Origin of the sequence: Paenibacillus roseus (assembly GCF_016424485.1) — a bacterium.
GTDB classification, from domain to species: domain Bacteria; phylum Bacillota; class Bacilli; order Paenibacillales; family Paenibacillaceae; genus Paenibacillus_D; species Paenibacillus_D roseus.
The window spans coordinates 49,671-71,374 of record NZ_JAELUP010000001.1 but is presented as its reverse complement, the minus strand read 5'-3'; the positions used below and the strand labels follow the sequence as shown (position 1 = coordinate 71,374).

Genomic DNA, 21,704 nt, shown 5'->3' with positions numbered 1-21,704 from the left:
ACAAATGTTTCTTTTAGATTGCGGAATATGCTCTTGCGCCGCATTCGTCGTCCGATTTTGAACGCTTGCCCTACAGGTTGGTTCATCCGCTGACCTTGAGCTTCATTTTCCCATACTTACGTACATATAATGCATATTATATCTGTGGAGGTACGCTAAATGAGCCAGACCTTAAGCAGCATCGAACAGGCAATTGACCGGATAACCGCAGATTTGCTGCGTCAGCAACGACAGGACGGGGCATGGGAATTCTGCTTTGAGAACGGAACGAACATCGATTGCTACCTGATAATTTTGCTGCGGTCGCTGGAGATGGAAGATGAGGAGTTGATCCGGCAGCTGCATGACCGGATTCTCCAAGAACAGCAGGCTGACGGCAGCTGGAAACTGTTCCGGGATGAGGATGGCGGCAACCTGTCCGCAACAATTGACGCCTATTACGCCCTGCTGTATTCCGGCTACAGCAGCCGCTCGGATGAAGGGATGGAGCGGGCAAGACGCTTTATACAATCCAGGGGCGGGCTTGGCAAAGCAACGAGCATTCTTACCCAGGCGATTCTCTCTGCCACCGGCCAAACCAGATGGCCGCTTGCCATCTCGACCATACCGCTGGAGCTTTTGCTGCTTCCGGCTTCCTTTCCGATCAGCTTTTTCGATTTTTCCTGCTATTCGCGGGTTCATCTGGCGCCCATACTCATTATGGCTGACCGCCGCTTCTCCATTCAGACGGAACAGACACCGGATTTGTCCGGGCTCAAAAACAGCCGCACAGAAGATGATCACCACCAGCCCCGGGGCTTCAAGGCCATGATAGATCAGATTGAGACAGGCGTGAAGAGGCTGATCGGCGTCCCCCGCCATATCCATGAAGCGGCAACCCGAAAAGCCGAGACGTTCATGCTTCAGCGCATTGAGCCGGACGGGACACTCTACACCTATGCGAGCTGCACCATCCTGATGATCTTCTCCCTGCTGGCCCTGGGCTATGACAAGAATCATCCGATCATTACACGCGCCGTGCAAGGCATAAAGGCCATGCAATTCCGGCTGAAAAACGGCAGGATCACGATTCAGAATTCTCCCTCCACAATCTGGGATACCGCTCTGCTCACCTATGCGCTGCAAACATCGGGGCTTTCGGACAGCCATCCGGCGATCCGGCGTGCTGCCGCTTATCTGCGCGGCAAGCAGCAAGACAAACCAGGAGACTGGAGCATACATAATCCGGGCGTACCTTCTGGAGGCTGGGGATTTTCAGAGCCGAACACCATCATTCCCGATGTGGACGATTCAACTGCCGCCTTGCGGGTACTGGCGGGCTTCTCCCGATCCGGTCCTGAATGGCGTGAAGCATGGAACCGCGGACTCAATTGGGTGATATCTATGCAAAACAAGGACGGGGGCTGGCCTGCATTTGAGAAGGATACGAGCAATCATCTGCTGATCTGGCTGGCCATCGATGGCGCCAAGTCCGCCGCGATTGACCCTTCGGAAGCTGACTTGACTGGCAGGACGTTGGAATATCTAGGGAATTTCACGGGGATGGATACCCGCCATACCGTTGTCAGACGAGGAACAGACTGGCTGATCGGCAATCAGGGAAAGGACGGATCATGGTATGGCAGATGGGGCGTCTGCTACATCTACGGTACATGGGCTGCCTTGACCGGACTGGTGGCTACAGGCGTTCCGTCCAGTCATCATGCAGTGCAAAAAGGCGTGAAATGGCTGTTTGACATTCAAAATGAGGATGGAGGATGGGGAGAATCATGCAAAAGCGACCGGCTGCTGCAGTATACTCCTTTGGGTGAGAGCACGCCATCCCAGACAGCCTGGGCGCTGGATGCGCTCATTGCCTCCCTTCCCTCTCCAAATGCGAAGCTCAACCGGGGCGTAAACCGATTAATTGCTGCCTTGCAGGAAGACAACTGGAAATCGGAATATCCGACAGGGGCGGGACTTCCCGGCAATTTCTATATCCATTACCACAGCTACCGTTACATTTGGCCGTTGCTTGCACTATCCCATTACAAGCAGAAGTACGGCAAGCTGTAAATAATCCAAACGCTGCTCTTTGCAAGCGGCGGTTCGCCTTCAACTTTCATTTGCAAGGGTAGCCGCACGCTGAACGGACCGTGAACAGGATACCGAGCTGCGATGAGAATCGCACTCGGACAGCATTCACGGATACAGACAACTAAGCCCGTCACATCATAACAAATTTAGGATCAAGCAGCCATCAAGTCTGCCCTGCAACCATCTATACAATAATGGAATTATTATGTAATATTAAATGTAAGCGCTTTTATTTCCTTGACCTTCGAGGTGGTACATGACTACTGTAAATACACAGCGTCCGACTATTTTTTTGGGGACACCTTCTTTACTGTCCGTCACTCGTATCGAGGATGGGAGTATCAGCATGAACGGTCCGCAACAAAGTGAAATGATGGAACTCCTGCTTGTTCAGGGCGGCAGGGGAACCATTCGTTTTGACCAACAAGCCATACCGATCAAGGAAGGTTATCTGGCAGTCTATCAACCCGGTATTTTGCACATTGAACAATCAGCCTGTCATTACCCGCTTAAGGGAATTAGCCTGTTGATCGGCAACTTGAGGCTTCAATACACCACGCTGAATATTCAGATGGCTATGGCAGGCCATCCGGTTATATATCTTCATCATCAGAACTATGACATCCTTTCGCGTTATTTTACTGAAATTCACTTCGAGCACCAGACTCCCGGAATTGGGAGTTCCGAACTGATTTCCTTCCTGCTTCAAAGTATTATCATCCACCTGACCAGAATTATTAGCACCCCCCCAAAAACAAATGGCATATCTGTTATTTCACGCACAGCCAGAGATTATATCAAGGAAAATTACGCTCGGGATTTGACGCTTGGCGCCATCGCTTCTCTCGTCTTCGTAAGCCCGTACTACCTTGCGCATATCTTTAAAGCTGAGATTGGCATGTCCCCGATTCAATATGTGATCAAATGCCGGATTGATGCAGCCAAGCGGATGTTGGCTGATACGCGCCTATCCGTCAGTGAAATCGCCTGTCTTGTCGGGTATTCCAATGCAAACTACTTCAATATTTTATTTAAGAAAATAACAGGTGAAACCCCGGGGAAGTTCCGAAAAGCATAAATTGAACTTACAGACGGGCAGGAAAAAGCAAAGCAGGCATCCCCGTTACGCACTTGAATGCTTCGGGGATACCTGTTTGTCGCCTGTTAGCTAAACTATTGAAGCTCGAACTTCCATTTTTGATTGTCTGTGTCCAGCCAATCCCACTGATAAATTCCGGCTCCATCGGCTGTGGAGGAACCATTTACCGTTACTGCCTTGCCGCTGTGTCTGGCCGCGATTTTATAATAACCGCCGCCGATGTCCTCAATGAGCCATTGCTGATTCTGTCCGCCGCTGTAGCCCCATTGTTGAATGTTGACTCCATTGCCTGTTCCGACGCCAGCCACATCAAGCGATTTGCCGCTGTTCACGGAGGTCAGCTTGTAATAGCCGCCCCCGAGCGCGTCAACTTTCCATTTCTGATTGCTCGTATTATTCCAGGTCCATTGGTGAACAGTGCCGCCATCCGCTATTGAAAACCCCGCGACGTCCAACACCTTGCCGCTGTGCTTCGCCGTGATACGGTACTGGCCTCCATCAACCAACCCGGTCGCAACCGTCTGAGCTTGAAATTTAACAGCTTCAGCCAGCGTCTGACGATTCGCAATCCATACATTAGCGTTTGTTCCGGCAGCTACATATTTACCATTCGTATTGGCTTGAAGCGAAACTGTTCCATCTGTGTGGGTGATCCACTTGAACTGCTCCCAGCTGCCAATCGTATCCCGGTTGGCTATTAGCGGAGAAGCGCCTGCATCTTCAGCAGCCACATACTTCTGATTGAAGACCGACTGGAGGGCAACAAACCCGGAACCTGCATCGACGACTCGGAACTGCTGGTTCGCTCCAGCCGGCCCTGCGCTAGAAGTTAGCGTACCGCCGTTGGAGTTGGTGACAGTTACAAACTGATTATTCGACTTTAAAGTAACAATCTGACCGGTCGGAGCTCCTCCAGAATTGCCATTTCCGGCAACCCCGTCGCCAACAAACTCAATCCAGTTCAGATTGAACAGATAACCTGCTCCGCCTTTGAATACAAAGTAAATATCATGCTGGCCGGACGGAATATTGCTTAAGGAGCTTGTAATCGTGGTCCAGGTCTGCCAGCTGCCGGTATTGGCTACCGCACTGCTCGCAATCAAGGTTCCGGTTGGCGAATCGGCCCGCATCTCGATTGTACCTCCTGCTCCATTGGAGGATACACGATACTTTACCTGCCCGATATTGTACAAATTCATGCCGCGCCACATAATCCAGTCCCCATTGTCGATATACCCGACATTTTTGCCGCCGCCCGTATCGCTCGTATTTTCCGTCTGAATACCGTTCATGTCATCATAATGCTCCGCTTGCTTATCCTTGGAATGCAGCTTCAAGGCCGCTTTGCCGGTAAGGGACGGAATTCCGGCGTTGCCGTTATCCGCATAGCTGGCTTCAACAATGTAAAAGGTATTTTCAATATTGGTATCGGACATGACCGTTGTAAAGGTGCCTTCACAGCCAACATGATTCACATCTGCATGTGCGTGGCTATCATGACCGAGACTTGGGAGCAGGTTTACCTTGTTGCAGTCTATGACAGAATCTTCGGCGTCCGTGACGGAAATCTGATAAGGGATGGTGTCCCCCCAGGCAAAAAATCCGCCGTTATACGGAGTCTGCAAGGTTACTACCGGCGCAGTATTGCCTACTGTAATCGTGATATTGTCAGATGAACTTGCGCCATGACTATCCTTGACTGTAAGCTTTGCAATGTACACCCCATTAGTCGTATAGGTGTAGGATGGGTTGGCTGCAGTGGAGTCAACAATTCCGTCGCCGTTCAAATCCCATTCAAAGGTAATCGCATCATTATCCGGATCAGTCGAACCCGCGCTTGAGAATTGCACCAGCAGCGGAGCAAGCCCATTCGTACGGTTCGCGCTGATTCTGGTAATCGGCGACTTGTTGCCACCGCCCGTATACTTAATCCGCACCAACATTGCATCATTGTTGTCGCCCCAGCCTGTGCCATATTCCAGCAGGTACATATTGCCGTCGGCTCCGAAGCTCATATCAATCGGGCGGTTGAAGAAAGTGCCGGGCATAAAAGGATTAATTTTCAGCAAGTTCCCATTCTCATCGAACTTCACTTCCTTGATCCAGTTGCGCGACCACTCCATAATGAACAGCGTATTATCAAAGTATGCCGGAAATTTGGTCAGCGATGTGCTGGCAGGGTCAAACTCGTATACAGCGCCAGCTGTTGCCGTTCGACCGCCTGCTCCGATTTCCAGCTCAGGGAACTCGTTGCTTGCATCATAGCCATAATAGATCATTGCAGCCTGAGCCGGCGGAAGGTTGACGCTGCCTGTATTATTGGGTGAATCATTGACTAATGCCCCGCAGTTGAACTTATTGCCGGAGACACCCGTTGCATAGTTATAATCGTTGTAAGCCTGATTATTGGCAATACAGTACGGCCAGCCGAAATTGCCTGCTGCGCGTGCCTGGTTAAACTCATCATAGCCCTTCGGTCCCCGGCTCGGATTGTCTACCCCTGCGTCAGGACCGACATCTCCCCAATAGAGCCAGCTTGTTTTCGGATCAATGGCAATTTTGAACGGATTGCGGCTGCCCATCGTATACACTTCCGGCCGTCCCTGAATGCTGCCCGACGGGAACAAATTGCCGGCAGGAATCGAGTAGGTGCCGTCCGCATTCGGTTTGATCCGCAAAATTTTACCTCGAAGATCATTTGTATTGCCCGAGGTTCGCTGGGCATCCCAGATGTTGCGTCCCGGACGCTCATCGAACGGCCCAAAGCCGGATGATTCGAACGGGTCCGTATTATCTCCAACCGAGATATACAGGTTGCCGTTCTTATCAAATTCCAGATCGCCTCCGGAATGGCAGCACTCATTGCGGTCAATCGGAATTTCAAGCATGATTTTCTCCGAAGAAGCAGTGAGCGAGTTGGCATTCATCGTAAATCGCGAGAGTCGGTTCACCGGCGTACCAGGCGGCGAGTAAAAGAGATAAATATGCTGGTTAACCGCAAAGTTCGGGTCAAGCTCCAGTCCAAGCAAGCCGTCTTCATGCTCAAAAAACACCGGAAGCGTACCTGCCACTGTCGTATAGCCTGACTGCGGGTTGAAAATTTTCAAAGCGCCGCCCCGTTCGATGAAAAACACACGCCCGTCTGGAGCAACTTTCACAGACATCGGCTGCGAAAGCCCTGTCTGCAAAACTTCCTTCTCAAATGCTTTCTCGTAATCTGTAACCGAGCAGTCGCCCTCTTCCTGTCCGGCAGCCCACTGAATACCGCCAAGCAGATGATTCAGGAAATTGGTATCCGCAAAGTTTGCAATTTCATGGCCGCCCCCGGTATACCAGGCTCTCCCTCCATCATATTTATGACACCAGGCAAACGGATGATCAAAGCCCATATCCCCACCGGTGTAGCTCTTCTCATCAAGCGTGGCCAGCACATGCACTTTGCCGCGGGGATTCGTTTGGTAGCTATACCATTCATCCGTGCGGGTCCACACTTTTGGAAGCGTTTTCGTAGATGGGTGAACGCTGTCCGCAACTTTTACATTCGCGCTCTGGACCTGAGGATGGCCCTTAAAGTAAGCGCCTACAAGTTCTCCGTACCATGGCCAGCTGTACTCGGTGTCCGATGCAGAGTGAACGCCTACATACCCGTTGCCGTTACGTATGTAGTTCTCGAAGGCCTGCTGCTGATTATTATTCAAGATGTCCCCGGTCGTGTTCAGAAAGATAACAGCGCTATACTGGGACAGGCTTTGTTGATTGAAGATCGCAGAGTCCTCCGATGTATCCACGCTAAAATGATACTCTGCACCAAGCTGCCGAATCGCTGCAATCCCTGCTGGAATGGAATCATGGCGGAAAGCTTCCGTTTTCGAAAATACAAGCACCTTGTACAAATCATGAGCGCTTGCCGGAGCAGGAGGGAGCAGTTGAAGTAAAAACGAGAGAATGAATAGCAGACTAAATACTCGCTTCCGTAGCAGTTTGACTTTTTTGTTCATAATCATGCAGCCTCCATAAGTTATTTCATTCGTTAGACAAAGTTTTCATACTGCACTTCATGAATTGGCATCACCCCCCGCTTCCATTTTCTATGATGTGCCTTGTCCGCTGCCATTAACAAAATTGTGTAAAAATATTGTTATATTGCGCTTTTAAATGGTGCGGTGCAGAGAATTCTTCCGACCGCTGTTCTCTCTTGTTTGGGACTGCATGGAATCTGGGTGAAACGTCGGGGGCATTTTGCAAAGATGATCGTAAAGAAGGAGATATGAAGGCGTGACTTGTGGAGTTTAGGCTTGAGCTACAATCATTCCGTTCAGCAACACAGACAGACTATTCAGCGCTGCTTCCAGACTGCTTTGGACGTCTTCGGAATTCGCAAGCCAGAAGACCGTACTCATTAAACCGCCGTTAATTAATCTTGCCAATGCCTCACTGTCCGTAGAAATTATAATTCCATCATCCATCAGCAGTTGCAGCATGTGAGCGATCGATTTGACACAACTCAATTCGTAAGCCTGAACATACCCGGCGCCGAGTACGGAAGGCGCATCCCGGAGGAGAATCCGCTGGATTTCAGGTTCGAGCGCCATCTGAATATAAGCGTGGCAACAGCTTGTAAAACCTTCCCAAAGATTGACCGCCGATTTTGAAATTTTGTCCAGTCTATCATCCATTTCAAGATCAATCTCTTCTACAACAGCAGCGAGCAAACCCTTTTTATCGCCAAAATGATGATACAAGGCCCCGCGTGTCAAACCTACGGATGCTGTTAATTCATCCATTGAAGTATTGGCATATCCGTAAGCTCCGAAGGCTTGTCTTGCAGCGCCAATCAGCTTGGATCGCGTTTCAGCTATCATATCCATTCTCGCTTTTCGAGTCATAGGCTCCTCCTGGTTAAAGTGTTCATTGACATACGTGTCGTATGTGTAATATGATTTTATCTGGATACATAGCGTATGTCAATGTATACGCTTTTCTTTTTGCTTCTTGAGGAGGATGTTTATGTTTAAGGCTTATCAAGACATTTTTACGCCCCCCGGCTCCAAGCTATTCTCAGCGGCCGGTTTTGTCGCCAGAATGCCAATCTCCATGACCAGTATCGGGCTTGTCACGATGCTCTCCCAAATGCGCGGCGGCTATGGTCTTGCCGGAGCGATTGCTGCGGTATTCGCACTGGCAACAGCTTTAATTTCGCCCCAATTATCACGGTTGGTCGACCGGCTAGGTCAATCTAGAGTCTTGCTCCCCGCGGGGATGGTGAGTGCGGCTTCCATTGGCGCTTTGCTGTTGCTTGCCAGATTTGGCGCACCGGATTGGACTTTATTTATATGCGCTTTGTTTGCCGGATGCATGCCCAGTATGCCGGCCATGGTTCGCGCCCGATGGACGGAGCTGTACAGAGGCTCGCCAAAACTGCATACGGCTTTTTCCTTTGAGTCCGTGCTTGATGAAATATGTTTCATTATCGGCCCAATTCTTTCCGTCGGCCTAAGTGTATCGGTGTTTCCTGAAGCCGGTCCTCTGGCTGCTTGCCTATTTCTAATCACCGGAATATTGCTCTTCACCAGACAAAAGAGCAGTGAACCCGCCATTCGTCCGCAGCTTACTGGGGAAAGCGGCTCCGTCCTCAGGCTCGGATCGATACGCATGCTCGCGTTTACCTTTGTTGCGATCGGGATTATTTTTAGTACGGTCGATGTCGTGACCGTAGCTTTTGCCGAGTACCAAGGCTATAAAGTTGGGGCAAGCTATGTGTTAGCCATCTACGCCACAGGCTCCTGTCTAGCAGGCTTGGTATTTGGACTGTTGAAAATTAAGCAGACGCTTCAGCGCCAGTTTCTTACTGGCGTTGCACTTATGACATTAACCTTGCTGCCGCTGCTTCTGGTTGACAGTATGACAAAACTTGCGCTCATCGTCTTCTTCTCCGGCTTGACGGTAGCCCCAACCATGATTATTACTATGGGATTGATTGAAAAAATTGTACCTAGTCATCAATTGACCGAAGGAATGACTTGGGCAACTACCGGCTTGGGGATCGGAGTCGCCTCCGGCTCGGCTGTAGCTGGTTGGGTGATCGATACTATCAGTGTTCAGAGCGGATTTTCCGTTGCGATTGCAGCAGGCGTACTTGCACTTGTGATCTCGCTTTTAGGTTATAAAATATTGCTTTCGGCCTATAAGCCGGCACCTGCCAAGGAGCATGTATAGGAAAATAAAAGCCGCAGTACGAAGCGCACTCCTACAAATTTCATTGGATCGTACGAATCCAATAAAATTTGTAGGAGTGCGTTTTTGTTCTTAAATTCAACATTCAATATGGGTTTGACGATTGCAAAATTCAGACTATGCATAATCTAATGCTTGGATGCAAACACTTTGTCCGATACTTTAAGAAACGATTAGGGGGGACTACCATTGAAAAAACTGATCATTATTGCAGCAGTGTTATTGCTTGCAGCAGGCTGTTCGAGCCAGAATAAAGAAAGTCAGCCCATAAAAACTAAAACAAACCAAACCGCAACCAAATCTCGCCATCTCACCCGCAACGCAAAAACGCACTTGACCCAAGCGTCATCGATTACGCTGCCCAATACCCGGAAAGCCACGGTTAAAATAAAACAAGCTCCCGGCAGCAACAATAATCCGTTTGATTTTATTGTGGGCGACAATGGTCTGCCTGGATCAAACCCAACGAATCCAGCCGTTCCTGGCACACCTTCCAACCAACCGAATCAGGCGGCTAGCCCCGAGCAGACTGCCGATTCTTCCTCCTATCTCAAACAGGTGCTGGATTTGGTTAATCAGGAACGGTCCAAAGCCGGCCTGAATACTCTTTCGGCGGACAATCAACTGGATAAAGTCGCTTTCGACAAAGCGAAGGATTTGTATGACAATAATTACTTTGATCACCAGTCTCCAACCTACGGTTCCCCGTTCGATATGATGAAATCATATGGGGTTTCCTATAGCTCAGCCGGAGAAAACATCGCCAAAGGCCAGACAAGCCCGCAGGAAGTTATGAGCCAGTGGATGAACAGCCCCGGCCACCGCGCAAATATTCTGAATACCAGTTTCACCAATATCGGAATCGGCTACTACAACAATACATGGGTACAGGAATTTACAGGCTGATCATGATTCCTGATTCCAAAGTCAAACAGGACACCCTGTCGGTCATTGCTCAATGACCCTGGGGCGTCCTGTTTGGTTATTCCATCTTATTCAACGTTTATCCATTCCAGCGCAGCCTGACCTTCGCGCACTCTTACCTTTAATGTATGCCGTCCTGCGGCAAAAGCACCTGTCAGTTGACTTCGATTTGCGACCCAATCCTGTCCGTAAAGGTGCAGATGCGCGGTATGCTGATCGTTTACAATCACATCCAAAACCGTGTCGCTCGCCTCCGGCTTCACATGAAGAACAATATTCAGAACGTCCGTGCTGGCCGAAAGGTTGAGCTCATAAGCCAGCCAGTCGTCCGGCTTCAGGCGGACGCTTAACTTCTCATCCTCCGACCAAGCCTCTCCACCGCCATGCTGGAAATTCGGGATTGCTCTCTCGCTGTGCACAAACCGAATATCCGTCCCGTCATTTTGACGGAAACCCAACTGATGAGCGACGGACTCACCGACATGATAGCCGCTTCCTTCGCCCTGATAGCCGTAAAAGATTGCCGGAATCCGAAGCGGAACCTTCCGCAGCAGGGCATTCACAACTTCGGGATGATAATCGCAATGCTCCAGCGGCAGATGGTCCAGATAGTCCTGGAGAATACGCTCCGCCTCTTCCTGAGTCGGCCGGGCGCCGCCATTCAAATAGGCCACCAGCTCATCCCATCCCGCCGGCTTGCGAATCGAGCATGGGGAATTGTCGGTGTCCATCTTCTTCCACGTCCAGAAGTTCCACGAGATGTCGTGATCCTCAAAAAGCTGGAACGCCCCGACATACCAATGGATATTGTTCTCGCCGCCTTCTCCCATAAACAGCGGAACATCCCATTCCTCTCGCTTGTCCAGATAGACCTGAATGCTTGCCGTGTCCGGGTTGTTCCAGTATTTGTGGAACTGCAGCATCAGATTGTCATCGGGCTTCTCGGTGAAGATGCTCCAGTCCGTAGCCCAATGAACGCCCTCCAGTATAATCATATGGCGGTCGTCTACTTCACGAATCGTCTGGATAATATCCCGATATAGCGGCATGACTTTATCGTTATGCTCGGCAAACCAGTTAGGCAGCGGTTCATTGAGCAGGTCATAGCCCGCTACAATCCACTCATCTTTATACCGCTCCGCGAGCATTCTCCAGATGGCGATCGTCTCGCTCTGATGAGCTTCATCAAGGAACAACTCCGGCAGGTTGTCCCGCGAGTCGTCAATATTCGTGCCCGTCTGCCCCCCTGGCGCTCCATGCAGATCGAGTATAACGTACAAGCGATATTGCCTGCACCAGGCAATCACCCGGTCAAGGAGCGCCAGATGCCCTTCGTGATACACGCCGGGAACTTCTGTCTGCAGAAATCTCGCATTGATTGGAAAACGAACCGAGTTGAAGCCATCCTCGGCAATTTTTCGAATGTCCGCTTCTGCTACATAACGCTCGTAGTACGTTTCCCAGAATTGGAGAGCCTTATCCTGCCCGATCAAGTCCCTAATCATCTTCTCGATTCTCCGTGGACGGTCTCCCTGTTCGGGAAATCTCCACATGTACCCTTCGGGGAGCAGCCAGCTGCCGAAGCCCACGCCTCGCAACAGCACTTCCTCCCCGGCTTCATTGCGGAGCTTGCGGCCATCCGCTCTTAGAAACCCTCTTACGTTTTCATTGCCCTCCATTACTTCCTCTCCCTCCGATTTATCCCTTAACCGCCCCGTCAGCAATGCCGTTCAGGATATATTTCTGCAACATCAAATAAAATATAATGACCGGCAACATCGACAGCACCAAGGAGGCCAAAATCGCAGACCAATCGTTGTTGCCATACTGGCCGAACAACATATTGACGGACAGCAGCAGCGTATACCGATCCGAATCGGTCAGCATCAGCAGCGGCAGCAAGAAATCATTCCACATCCATAGCAAATTCAGGATCGCCACTGTAGCGGTCACCGGCAGAAGCAGTGGAAAAATCACCTTGAAAAATAACCGGAATTCCCCGCACCCGTCTATCACTGCCGCTTCATCAAGCTCACGCGGGATCGATTTTACAAAACCGTGATAGAGAAAAATAGCCATCGAAACGCCGAGCCCGATATAGATGAAACCAAGCCCGAAAGTCGAGCCTTGAACGGAAAGCTCCCTGGATATCTTCACCAGCGTAATCATGATGGAATGGAACGGAATCAGCATGGACATGACAAACAATCCAAAAAGAAATCCGCTCAAGCGACCAGGCGTACGGGAAAGCCTGAACCCGGCCATAGATGCAAACACAATAATGCCCGCCAGCCCTACTGCCGCGACCACGATGGTATTGCCCAAACTTCTTATAAATTCGATTTTATGAAAAGCATCCGAGTAATTGGCAAACTGAAGCTTCGCCGGCATAGAGAGAATGTTGTTCAACATCTCGCCCTCAGTCTTCAGGGAATTCAGGACACCCATATAAATCGGGAAGAGCGTGAAGAAAGCGGCGACAAGCAGAATCAGAAAAATGCCGGCGGAACTCCATGTATAGCGAGAAGCAATCGTTCCCCTGCTCATGCTTCCACCTCCCGGTTTTTCATGAAGCGAAGCTGAATGAGTGTAATCAGGAAGACGATCAGGAACAGCAGCATCGCCTTGGCGCTTGCGTAACCGTAGCGGCTCTGCAATTGGAACGCTTCTTCCATAATATTCATCGCGATGACCTGCGTCGCCCTTCCCGGTCCCCCCCCAGTCAAAGCAAAGACCGCCTCGAATACCTTGAACGAGTTGTTAAGCGTGAGAAAAATACCGATCGTCAGCGACGGGTAAATGAGCGGCAGCGTAACATGGCGGAAGATCTGCCTTGCATTCGCCCCATCAATCATCGCCGCTTCCTTGAGCGACTTGGGCACTCCCTGCAATGCGGCCATGTAGATGACCATCAAATAGCCTACGCCGCCCCATAAGGACAGAATCAGGATCGAAAAAAATGATGTTTTCGGATCGCCTATCCAGGAACGGTCCAGAAATGGCAGTCCCCATGTAACAGCTACATAAGGAAGCACCTTCGTAAAAATAAACAACCACATAAATCCGCCGATAATCATACTGATCATGTTCGGCATAAAGAAGATCGTCCGAAACAAAGCCTTGCTTCTTCCCCTTGTCTCAACCAGCACCGCCAGCGCAATCGCGATGATATTCTGCAGCACGACCATGAACAAGACATATTTAAGCGTAAACCAAATCGAATCTATGAACACCGAATCATCCGTCAGCGCCTCGATATAATTGTCCAAGCCGACCCAGCGATAGGCCGGATTCAAGCCATTCCAATCCGTCAAGCTGTACCAGACGCCCCCGAAAGCGGGGGCGAGGGTGAATACAGCATAGAAGAGCAAAGCAGGTGCGACGAAGGCAAGCAGGATGATCGAGGATTTCGATTTTCTAGTCCATCCCATTTTATGACCCTCCCAGAGGCGGCCGGGACCGCCTGTTTACTTGCTGGCTTTGATCGCATTCGCCCATGTTTTATCCAGGGCTTTAATCACATCATCCTTCGATACATTTTTGGTGTAATAGCTCTGAAGCAGCTTGGCTGTTTCGTCGGTGACGCCATTAGGCAGCGACAGATCGAGATAGGCCTTGCCCTTAGACACATAGCTGCTTGCCTCAGTAATCCACGGGAATGTCTCATACTTGTGAATCTCGGCTACCGGGTTGAACTTGAGTTCCTGGAACAACGGCGACGAGTCTTTGTCATCCAGCACGTAATTAAGCAGATCAAGCGCAACTTCCTTATTCTTGCTCGTCGAGGAGACTGCAAGCGAGGTCGAAGTCGCCAGGTTGATCATCGTGCCAGCCGGATTGTTGCTGACCGGCAGCGGCGCTACGCCGAATTCGAAATTTGGATTGGCCTTCAGGATCGACTCCGCTTGCCAAGGTCCTTGTACCCACATCGCAGCCTTGCCGTTGGCAAAGTCGGTTGATCCAGCCGCGCTGCCCACCTCGAACGGCTTGTCTGTTCCGTTCGCCATAATCAAGTCAATGATATTGAAAACATCTTTTACGTCTGCATAGGAGGCCTGCCCCTTATTCATTTTGTCAATCCAGTCCGGATGTTCAGAGGACACGACACCGCCCAGTGAGAGGGCCATCATTAATTGCGGAATCCAGGATTCCTGGAAGGACAGCTCAAATGGCGTCACTTTGTTGGACTTCAATTTCTCTATAACCGCATTCATTTCATCGAGTGTTTGTGGAGGCGTCAGTCCAAGATCATTGAAGATTTTCTTGTTGTACAGGTAGCCCCATGACAAACTCTCTAGCGGAAGCGCAGCAATTTTGCCATCGTACGTTACTGTTTTTCTTACACTCTCGTACAGTTTGGGCACAAAAGGCTGTTCGGACAGATCCGCCAGATAACCAGCCTTGGAATACGTCGGAATATCCGCGATCGCGTGAAGCGTAAAGAGGTCCGGCGCATCTCCTGAAGCAAGCCGTGTCTGGAGAATTTGCTTGGCTTGATCCGGATTCGGCATCTCCAGCTTGATCGTCACATCGATATTTTTCTCAGCCTTCTCCTTCAATTTAAACTGCTCGAAATACTTGTCGAATTGATCCTTAAAACGCGGAAAGCTCATAAATACTTTTAGCTCTACCTTTTTGGCTGCAACCTCTGGATTGCTCGAAGTTGGAGGTGTTGTCTTCTCGCCGGAATTGGCGGAGCCGCAGCCGGCTACAGCCAAAGTCAGACTCAAAGTCAATAGAACTGCAAGCGCTTTCTTCATCTGGTCGATCCCCTCTCAGTCGTATAATTCCTTACTGCTTTAGTATAGGGAGAGAAATGAAAACGTTCATTCGACAAGTTTAGCATCCTGATTTGAACAATATTGATGCGAGCTAATCCTCCTTCCGCAGTTCTCCGGGCGTGATGCCAAAATACTTTTTAAAGACCCGGTAAAAATACGTCAAATCCGCATAGCCCGTCAGCTCGGCCACATGTTTGATCGAATAGCCATGCACTGCAATCAACTCCTTGGCCCGCTCCATTCTCTGGCGTTGCAAATAATCGGTCAAGTTCTCGCCGGTCGAAGCCTTAAACAGACGGCTCAAATGCTCCTTGCTGACGAAAAACCTGTGCGCGATCGTCTCCAGAGAGATGGGTTCACCAAAGTGCTTGTCGATATAAGCCTGAATCTCAGCGATAGACAGGCTTCCCCTGCTCCGGCGATGCTGCGCCGCCTCCTTGATCGCGTGTGCATAGAGAGAGCGAAGCTCCACCAAAGCTTGGGAGATGCTCGTCCATTTCGCGACAGGCGCCATGTTTGGGTCGCGCGCATAACCGGAACTCTGGCCGTTCTCCGCGAGAAACTCCTGCAGCATCAGGATGAAATCATACCTCAGTTGAGGAATCATCTCTTTTTGCCGCTCTGGAGCAAGCACTTTCGTCAACTCTTTCTCCAGCCTATGCAAGGCTTGCTCGACCTCCCTCCCATTGAATTCTCGCATGAGACTATGCACCTGGCGCTTCAAGGCCAAATATTCGTTCAGCAGCGCGCTGTCTGCAAATACAAAGGGCTCGCTTACTGTCTCAGAGTCTTCTTGTCGAGCGGCTGTTTCCCTCAGCTCAGCCAGACAACGGGATAACGCGGCCTTCAATTCTTCCGCATCGATCGGCTTCAGCAAATATTCAATGGCTCGCGAACGAATCGCTTGCTTTAAATACAACCAATCGTCATATCCGCTCATCACAACAATTTTGATCTCGGGATATCGCTCGTTCAACTGCTTGAGCAGTTCCACGCCGTCGATGCCCGGCATACGCATATCCGTGATGATAATATGCGGCGACAGTTCGTCCGCCAGACGAAGACCCTCTCGTCCGTCCTCTGCCTCTCCAGCTTGACGCAATCCCAGGTCCTCCCAAGGGACAAGCGTCTTTACTACTTCGCGAGACCACGGCTCATCATCGATGATCAATACGTCATACATATTCAAGGGTCTTGCCTCCTTCCAGTGGAATCGTGGCGACAACGAGCGTGCCGGCGCCGGGCGCACTGAACAGCCGGATCCCATAAGCCGGGCCGAAGCTCAGTTTCAGTCTGGCGTCTACATTGTGCAGACCGATTCCTTTCCTCTGGCCTTCCTTCCTTTGCGCCGCAAATGTCTTCTTCAGCAATTCCTCGGAGAGCTCGCGGCGCAACCTCAAGAGCACGTCCCGCTTCATACCGATGCCTTCATCCCTGATCATCACAATGACCCGTCCACGGACTTGCCGGATGCGAATTTCCAGCCTCCATGCCCCCTCTTTACGCTGCAGACCATGCTCGAAAGCGTTCTCCACGATCGGCTGCAGCGTAAATTTAGGCAGCATGCTGTCAAGCGTCATTTCGTCCACCGTCAACAAAATTGTGCAACGCCCCATGAAGCGATGCTCCTGAATAAACAAATAGTTTCGCGTATGCTTCAGCTCTTCTTCCAGTGAAACTTTGTCCTCATCAGAGCCAATGGAGTACCGGATCAAATCGCCGAATACGCGAATGATGTTATAAATTTCGGGCGCATTCTTCCCGAGCGCCATACCGCCGATCAAGTGCAGCGTATTATACATAAAATGCGGATTGATCTGTGCCTGCAAAGCCATGAGCTGGGCATTCTTGACTTCAATCTGATGCTGGTATTCGACCTCAATCAACTCCTTGATTCGCCTCATCATGGAGTTGTATCCGGCTTCCAGCAGGCCGATTTCATCGCGGCTTTGCACCGCCTTCATCTCGAAGTTATGGATCTGGGTCTGACGCATCGTTCTGGCCAGACTGACAATTGGCCGGCTGATCCGCAAGGATACGAGAATTGATAACAGCAGTGAAGCCACGGCGAAAGCAGCGCCGGTGTAAAGCCCTGCGCGAATCGTAGCGTTCGCGCTCTGATTGATGGATGACATGGGGATAGCCTTGATCACGGTAAGCTGCCCGTCGACTACCTTTTTGGCAAAGTACAGGTAGTTTTTCCCCCGCTCCGAGAATAATTCGGAGTCAGACAGATGCAATGTCTTCAGAAAATCAGACAGTTCGCCCGATGCATCCTGCGCGGTGGAGCCAGACAGCAGCTCATCCTCATCATTGAGCAGAAATACCGAACTATCCGCCTCTGATCTCAGAATCGACCCGACTTCCTCCCAGACCTTGGTATTAATCCTGACCGAAATTCCGCCGAGGAGCTTGCGGTCCTCGAAGCGGTTGATGCTATGAAAGGCATAAGTTCCACTGCTGGTTTGCTTGAAATACATATTGATCGGCACGAACCGGATACGTTCCCATGCTTCGCTCTCCATTTCGGACAAAGGGAGGCTCCCGTTGCTTGAGAAGTTGACATAATAGGCCCGCTTTAGTTGTTCTACATACAGTGCAACTTCGTCGAACTTGCGTGAGTTCGCGTAGAAGACCGAGGCCAGCGTCTGCCAAATAACATTTTGTCTGCGGAACTGCACGCCAACGTCCGGACTCTCCAATTCTTGCATCGCTGTCATGAGCGACTGGTTGATTTGCAAGGTATAGAAGAGCACATCCACCTGTGCAATTAATTCGCTCAAATACTGATCCGCCCACAACATGCGGGACTGATTGGCGCTGAAAATCTCTTTTTCTACAGACTCTCTCATGTTCGTGGTCGCTATCCAGGTGACCGTCACCACGGGGAGCGTCGTCAGCAAAATCATGAGGATCATGAGCCGAAACCGAATGCTGATATGCTTCATTTGGGATTCCCCCTGTGCAAATCCATCTTGTTTTATTATGTATTCGGTTTCAAAAACCATACATCCTCTAACACAGCTTTGAATCATATTGATTTCGGGAATTAAAAAATATTGATGGGGATTGGCATCTGACTATAAGATCAGCTCTGCCTCCTTACTGCCTCAATTCTGTAAAATGTTCCTGAATCCATCCTCTTTTACTTGACTGATAAAGTGATACAATTGGATAATGAATCGTTGTTGTACAATGAGTTGTTATACAATGAAATATGAAATAGGAGCATTCAACACGTGCGAATACATCCCATTTATTTTTTGAGGGTTACAGGTCTTTTGGACGGGGCTTCATTATTGGTCTTGTTAGGCATTGCCATGCCGTTGAAATATGTTTGGGGGCTGGACAAGGCCGTCACGATTGTAGGCAGCATCCACGGCGGGATTTTCTGCCTGTATGCCCTTGCGATCCTGTATGCGTTTATCCGGGTAAAATGGAGCCTGCTATGGCCCGCGGCGGCGGTTGCTGCGGCGTTCGTGCCTTTTGCCAACTTTGTCCTGGACTGGCAGCTTAAGAAAAACCAGGATCGACTTGAAATCAAGCCGTTCAACCATGCGCTGCTTGTGTACAGCATTGTATTTTTCTCATTCTTTGATCTATTTTCGCAGCTTCCGGTCATGAGCACCTTCGCAGTTTCCGTCGGAGCCAGCTCGTTTATCGTTGGCTTTGTCATCGGTCTGTATTCTATGGCCAATACGCTAGGCAATATCATCTCCGGGATTATTACGGACAAGAGCGGGCCTTTTAAAATTTTGCTGGCCGGACTATTCTTGTCCAGCATAGCTCTGCTGCTGTACCGCCTCGTCGATGAGCCTGCCATGCTGATTGTGGTCCGAATTTTTCACGGCCTGGTCGCCGGACTCATTGTTCCTGCTGCGTTTACGTTTTCTGCGAATACAACAAAAAAAGACCAGCAAGGAAAGAAGGTCGCCTTCACCGGCTCCTTTGTCGGGCTTGCAGCAATCATCGGCCCGGCATTCAGCGGCATTATGGCGAGCAGAACTTCGGTGCCTTTCGTTTTTACAAGTGTGGCTATCCTCGGATTGATACTGACCGTGCTTGCAGCGATCTTTTTCAGGACATTCCAGATTCCGAAGAGAGAGAAGCCTGGCGAGAGTGCTGAGCTTGCCGGCTCCATCTTCAATTCCGGGGTGCGCAAGGCGTATGCCGGGGCGTTCTTCCTGATGTTCTCACAGGGCGCTATCGCTTATCTGCTGCCGTTGCATGTGCAGGCGCTGGGTTATGATTCACGGCTAAGCGGCACCCTGATGAGCACCTTCGGCATCATTGCCGTACTCATATTCGCACTTCCGACGAACCGAATTTTTGACCGTGTCGCTCCGACCCGCACAATGGCGATAGGAATCGGGTTGATGGGTTTAAGCCAACTGCTGATCAGCCAGTCCTCGACCATGCTGACTCTTTACCTGGTTCTGGGACTTTACGGCGTCGGCTTTGCATTTTTGTTCCCGTCTACCAATACGCTGCTGATCCAATCTACTCCGGTAGAGCTGCGGGGCAAAGCCTACGGTTATTTCTACGCTGTCTTTTCACTCGGGGTGGTAGCAGGTTCTTCCATACTGGGCTGGCTGCCCTTTAGCATTAACCAAGGCTTCTTATGCACCGGCATTGTGCTGCTTGCCTTCTCGGCTTTCGTTGTCCTTGGCAAGCAGAAGCAGCGCGTACTCGATGCCTGATGAGTTGGTTTACAATAGAAAATGGCGGTGCAGAAGTTGCTTCTGCACCGCCATTTTTATGTTGCAACATTTTAAGCGTGGAAATTGGTGCCGTCCGTCACAACCTGAACGTAGCCTGTCCGGACAACGAAATCGCCAAAATGTTCGCCACTGTCACGCTCCGCCGCATAGCGGTCTATGATTGGCTTCAAGGTATCGATAATTTCATCTTCGCCGATATTTTCACGGTAGAGCTTGCTCAGACGATCACCAGAGAATCCGGCCCCCATGTACATATTGTACTTGCCCGGCGACTTGCCGATGAATGCAATCTCGCCCAGCGCAGGACGCGCGCAGCCGTTCGGACAGCCGGTCATACGAATATTAATCTCTTCATCACGCAGGCCCGCTTCCTCCAGTATCGGCTCCAGCTTCTCGATCAGCGTCGGCAAATACCGCTCCGCCTCAGCCATCGCCAGACCGCAGGTCGGCAGCGCCACACAAGACAGCGCGCTGCGCCGCAGAGCAGAGTACTGGGTTCCTTCGGCAATCCCGTACCCCTTCAGAAGCGCAACAATTTTGCTCTTCTTCTGGCTGGTTACGTTCGCGATCATCAGGTTCTGGTTCGCCGTCAGGCGGAAATCTCCGGTATGCATCTTCGCGATTTCCCGAAGCGCCGTCTTGAGCGGATACCCTTCCGTATCTGCGATTCGTCCGCTTTCAACATAGAGCGTCAGGTTCCATCTGCCGTCCTTGCCTTTAATCCAGCCGTAACGGTCGCCGGTATGCTCGAATGTAAATTCACGCGCAGGCGCAAGCTCCCAGCCCAAGCGATCATGCAATTCGTCCACAAACCAATCCAGACCATGACGGTCAATGGTATATTTGAAGCGGGCATTTTTCCGTATGGAACGGTTGCCGTAATCGCGTTGAATGGTAACGGTCTTCTCCGCTACATCCAGAATGCGATCCGGCGTTACAAAACCGATTAATTTGGCAAGCTGCGGGTATGTCGCCGTATCTCCATGGGTCATACCCATGCCGCCGCCGACAGTGACGTTGAAGCCGGCCAGCTTGCCGTCCTCAACAATCGCAATAAAACCAAGATCCTGCGAGTAGACATCCACATCATTAGACGGCGGCACCGCAATTCCAATCTTGAATTTCCGCGGCAGATAGACAGGACCGTAAATTGGCTCTACTTCAACGGTTCCACCATTTTGCTCCAGACTGTCTACTACCTTCTCGCCGTCCAGCCAGATTTCATGATAGGCAGGCGTCTTGGGCGCCAGATGCGTGGTGAGTTGCTGCGACCAATAGTAAACCTCACTGTGAATCTCGGATTGATACGGATTCGGATTGCACATCACGTTGCGGCTCACGTCGCCGCAAGCGGCCAGTGTGGTCAACAGCGCAGTATTGATCTCCTGAATTGTCTTTTTCAAATTCCATTTCAGCACACCATGAAGCTGGAATGCCTGGCGCGTCGTCAAGCGGATGCTGCCCGTACCGTATTTCTCCGCCAACTCATCCATAACGAGCCATTGTGCAGGCGTCGATAAGCCGCCCGGAGTCACGACACGGAGCATGAACTGAAAGTATGGCTCCAGCTTTTGCTTTTCCCGCTCATTGCGGTAGTCACGGTCATCCTGCATGTAGCTGCCGTGGAATTTCAGCAGCCGGTTATCCAGTTCAGGCAAGCCGCCTGTAATCCGGTTGGACAGGGAATCGGTCAATGACCCCCGCAAATAATTGCTTTCCTTCTTTAAATGCTCCACGTCGCTCGGCGGTCCGCCGATTGGCTCTGCCTTATGGTTTTTTGCCATCGCTGTTAACTCCTTTGCCCGCATGATGAAATCATGCTTAATGCCTCTATCGGAAGCGCGGTATGATCTGCCGCGCGCTCTGCAA

The 21,704-nt window shown here is 50.6% G+C and carries 14 protein-coding genes; 5 read left to right on the top strand and 9 right to left on the bottom strand.

Annotated features, from left to right (window positions below):
* Positions 1 to 159 precede the first annotated feature (159 nt).
* Entirely contained in the window at positions 160 to 2,055 is a 1,896-nt protein-coding gene (gene shc, locus JFN88_RS00300) for a squalene--hopene cyclase (protein WP_199017300.1), read from the top strand.
* Positions 2,056 to 2,422: 367 nt separating this feature from the next.
* Positions 2,423 to 3,154 carry a helix-turn-helix transcriptional regulator gene (locus JFN88_RS00295; protein ID WP_199017299.1) on the top strand — a complete coding sequence of 244 codons (732 nt, stop codon included), beginning with the start codon at positions 2,423 to 2,425 and terminating at the stop codon, positions 3,152 to 3,154.
* Between the two features lie 95 nt (positions 3,155 to 3,249).
* Here the strand turns inward: JFN88_RS00295 and JFN88_RS00290 are convergent, their stop codons facing one another.
* Complete coding sequence (locus tag JFN88_RS00290) at positions 3,250 to 7,173, bottom strand: ThuA domain-containing protein (RefSeq protein WP_199017298.1); 3,924 nt, start codon at positions 7,171 to 7,173, stop codon at positions 3,250 to 3,252.
* Between the two features lie 291 nt (positions 7,174 to 7,464).
* Positions 7,465 to 8,061 carry a TetR/AcrR family transcriptional regulator gene (locus JFN88_RS00285; RefSeq protein WP_199017297.1) on the bottom strand — a complete coding sequence of 199 codons (597 nt, stop codon included), beginning with the start codon at positions 8,059 to 8,061 and terminating at the stop codon, positions 7,465 to 7,467.
* Between the two features lie 121 nt (positions 8,062 to 8,182).
* Between JFN88_RS00285 and JFN88_RS00280 the strand changes: the two genes are divergently transcribed.
* On the top strand, positions 8,183 to 9,391 hold the full coding sequence (locus tag JFN88_RS00280) for an MFS transporter (protein ID WP_199017296.1): 1,209 nt from the start codon (positions 8,183 to 8,185) through the stop codon (positions 9,389 to 9,391).
* Between the two features lie 207 nt (positions 9,392 to 9,598).
* On the top strand, positions 9,599 to 10,315 hold the full coding sequence (locus JFN88_RS00275) for a CAP domain-containing protein (RefSeq protein ID WP_199017295.1): 717 nt from the start codon (positions 9,599 to 9,601) through the stop codon (positions 10,313 to 10,315).
* 86 nt (positions 10,316 to 10,401) lie between these two features.
* On the opposite strand, the gene JFN88_RS00270 is transcribed toward JFN88_RS00275, so the two are convergent.
* The 6 genes from JFN88_RS00270 to JFN88_RS00245 all read right to left on the bottom strand — a co-directional run bounded on the left by JFN88_RS00270 (position 10,402) and on the right by JFN88_RS00245 (position 18,062).
* Positions 10,402 to 12,012 (bottom strand): cellulase family glycosylhydrolase, encoded by a 1,611-nt coding sequence (locus tag JFN88_RS00270; protein WP_199017294.1) that lies wholly within the window; start codon positions 12,010 to 12,012, stop codon positions 10,402 to 10,404.
* 19 nt (positions 12,013 to 12,031) lie between these two features.
* Entirely contained in the window at positions 12,032 to 12,880 is an 849-nt protein-coding gene (locus JFN88_RS00265; protein ID WP_199017293.1) for a carbohydrate ABC transporter permease, read from the bottom strand.
* Entirely contained in the window at positions 12,877 to 13,764 is an 888-nt protein-coding gene (locus JFN88_RS00260) for a carbohydrate ABC transporter permease (protein WP_199017291.1), read from the bottom strand. Before JFN88_RS00260 ends, JFN88_RS00265 begins: the two co-directional genes overlap by 4 nt.
* 36 nt (positions 13,765 to 13,800) lie before the next feature.
* Positions 13,801 to 15,093 carry an ABC transporter substrate-binding protein gene (locus JFN88_RS00255; protein WP_199017290.1) on the bottom strand — a complete coding sequence of 431 codons (1,293 nt, stop codon included), beginning with the start codon at positions 15,091 to 15,093 and terminating at the stop codon, positions 13,801 to 13,803.
* 112 nt (positions 15,094 to 15,205) lie between these two features.
* Positions 15,206 to 16,297 (bottom strand): response regulator, encoded by a 1,092-nt coding sequence (locus JFN88_RS00250; RefSeq protein WP_233167304.1) that lies wholly within the window; start codon positions 16,295 to 16,297, stop codon positions 15,206 to 15,208.
* Positions 16,290 to 18,062 (bottom strand): sensor histidine kinase, encoded by a 1,773-nt coding sequence (locus JFN88_RS00245; RefSeq protein ID WP_199017286.1) that lies wholly within the window; start codon positions 18,060 to 18,062, stop codon positions 16,290 to 16,292. The genes JFN88_RS00250 and JFN88_RS00245 overlap by 8 nt, the downstream gene beginning before the upstream one ends.
* A 291-nt stretch (positions 18,063 to 18,353) precedes the next feature.
* Between JFN88_RS00245 and JFN88_RS00240 the strand changes: the two genes are divergently transcribed.
* Entirely contained in the window at positions 18,354 to 19,814 is a 1,461-nt protein-coding gene (locus JFN88_RS00240) for an MFS transporter (protein ID WP_199017284.1), read from the top strand.
* A 71-nt stretch (positions 19,815 to 19,885) separates the two neighbouring features.
* On the opposite strand, the gene cysI is transcribed toward JFN88_RS00240, so the two are convergent.
* Positions 19,886 to 21,619: an assimilatory sulfite reductase (NADPH) hemoprotein subunit gene (gene cysI, locus JFN88_RS00235; RefSeq protein WP_199017282.1), complete on the bottom strand. Its 1,734-nt coding sequence runs from the start codon at positions 21,617 to 21,619 to the stop codon at positions 19,886 to 19,888.
* Between the last annotated feature and the right edge of the window lie 85 nt (positions 21,620 to 21,704).

Coding starts and splice junctions, on each gene's coding strand:
- JFN88_RS00295 (WP_199017299.1), top strand. CDS start 2,423: ATGAACGGTCCGCAACAAAGTGAAATGATGGAACTCCTGCTTGTTCAG.
- JFN88_RS00250 (WP_233167304.1), bottom strand. CDS start 16,297: ATGTATGACGTATTGATCATCGATGATGAGCCGTGGTCTCGCGAAGTA.
- JFN88_RS00285 (WP_199017297.1), bottom strand. CDS start 8,061: ATGACTCGAAAAGCGAGAATGGATATGATAGCTGAAACGCGATCCAAG.
- JFN88_RS00265 (WP_199017293.1), bottom strand. CDS start 12,880: ATGAGCAGGGGAACGATTGCTTCTCGCTATACATGGAGTTCCGCCGGC.
- JFN88_RS00270 (WP_199017294.1), bottom strand. CDS start 12,012: ATGGAGGGCAATGAAAACGTAAGAGGGTTTCTAAGAGCGGATGGCCGC.
- JFN88_RS00245 (WP_199017286.1), bottom strand. CDS start 18,062: ATGAAGCATATCAGCATTCGGTTTCGGCTCATGATCCTCATGATTTTG.
- cysI (WP_199017282.1), bottom strand. CDS start 21,619: ATGGCAAAAAACCATAAGGCAGAGCCAATCGGCGGACCGCCGAGCGAC.
- JFN88_RS00280 (WP_199017296.1), top strand. CDS start 8,183: ATGTTTAAGGCTTATCAAGACATTTTTACGCCCCCCGGCTCCAAGCTA.
- JFN88_RS00260 (WP_199017291.1), bottom strand. CDS start 13,764: ATGGGATGGACTAGAAAATCGAAATCCTCGATCATCCTGCTTGCCTTC.
- JFN88_RS00255 (WP_199017290.1), bottom strand. CDS start 15,093: ATGAAGAAAGCGCTTGCAGTTCTATTGACTTTGAGTCTGACTTTGGCT.
- shc (WP_199017300.1), top strand. CDS start 160: ATGAGCCAGACCTTAAGCAGCATCGAACAGGCAATTGACCGGATAACC.
- JFN88_RS00290 (WP_199017298.1), bottom strand. CDS start 7,173: ATGAACAAAAAAGTCAAACTGCTACGGAAGCGAGTATTTAGTCTGCTA.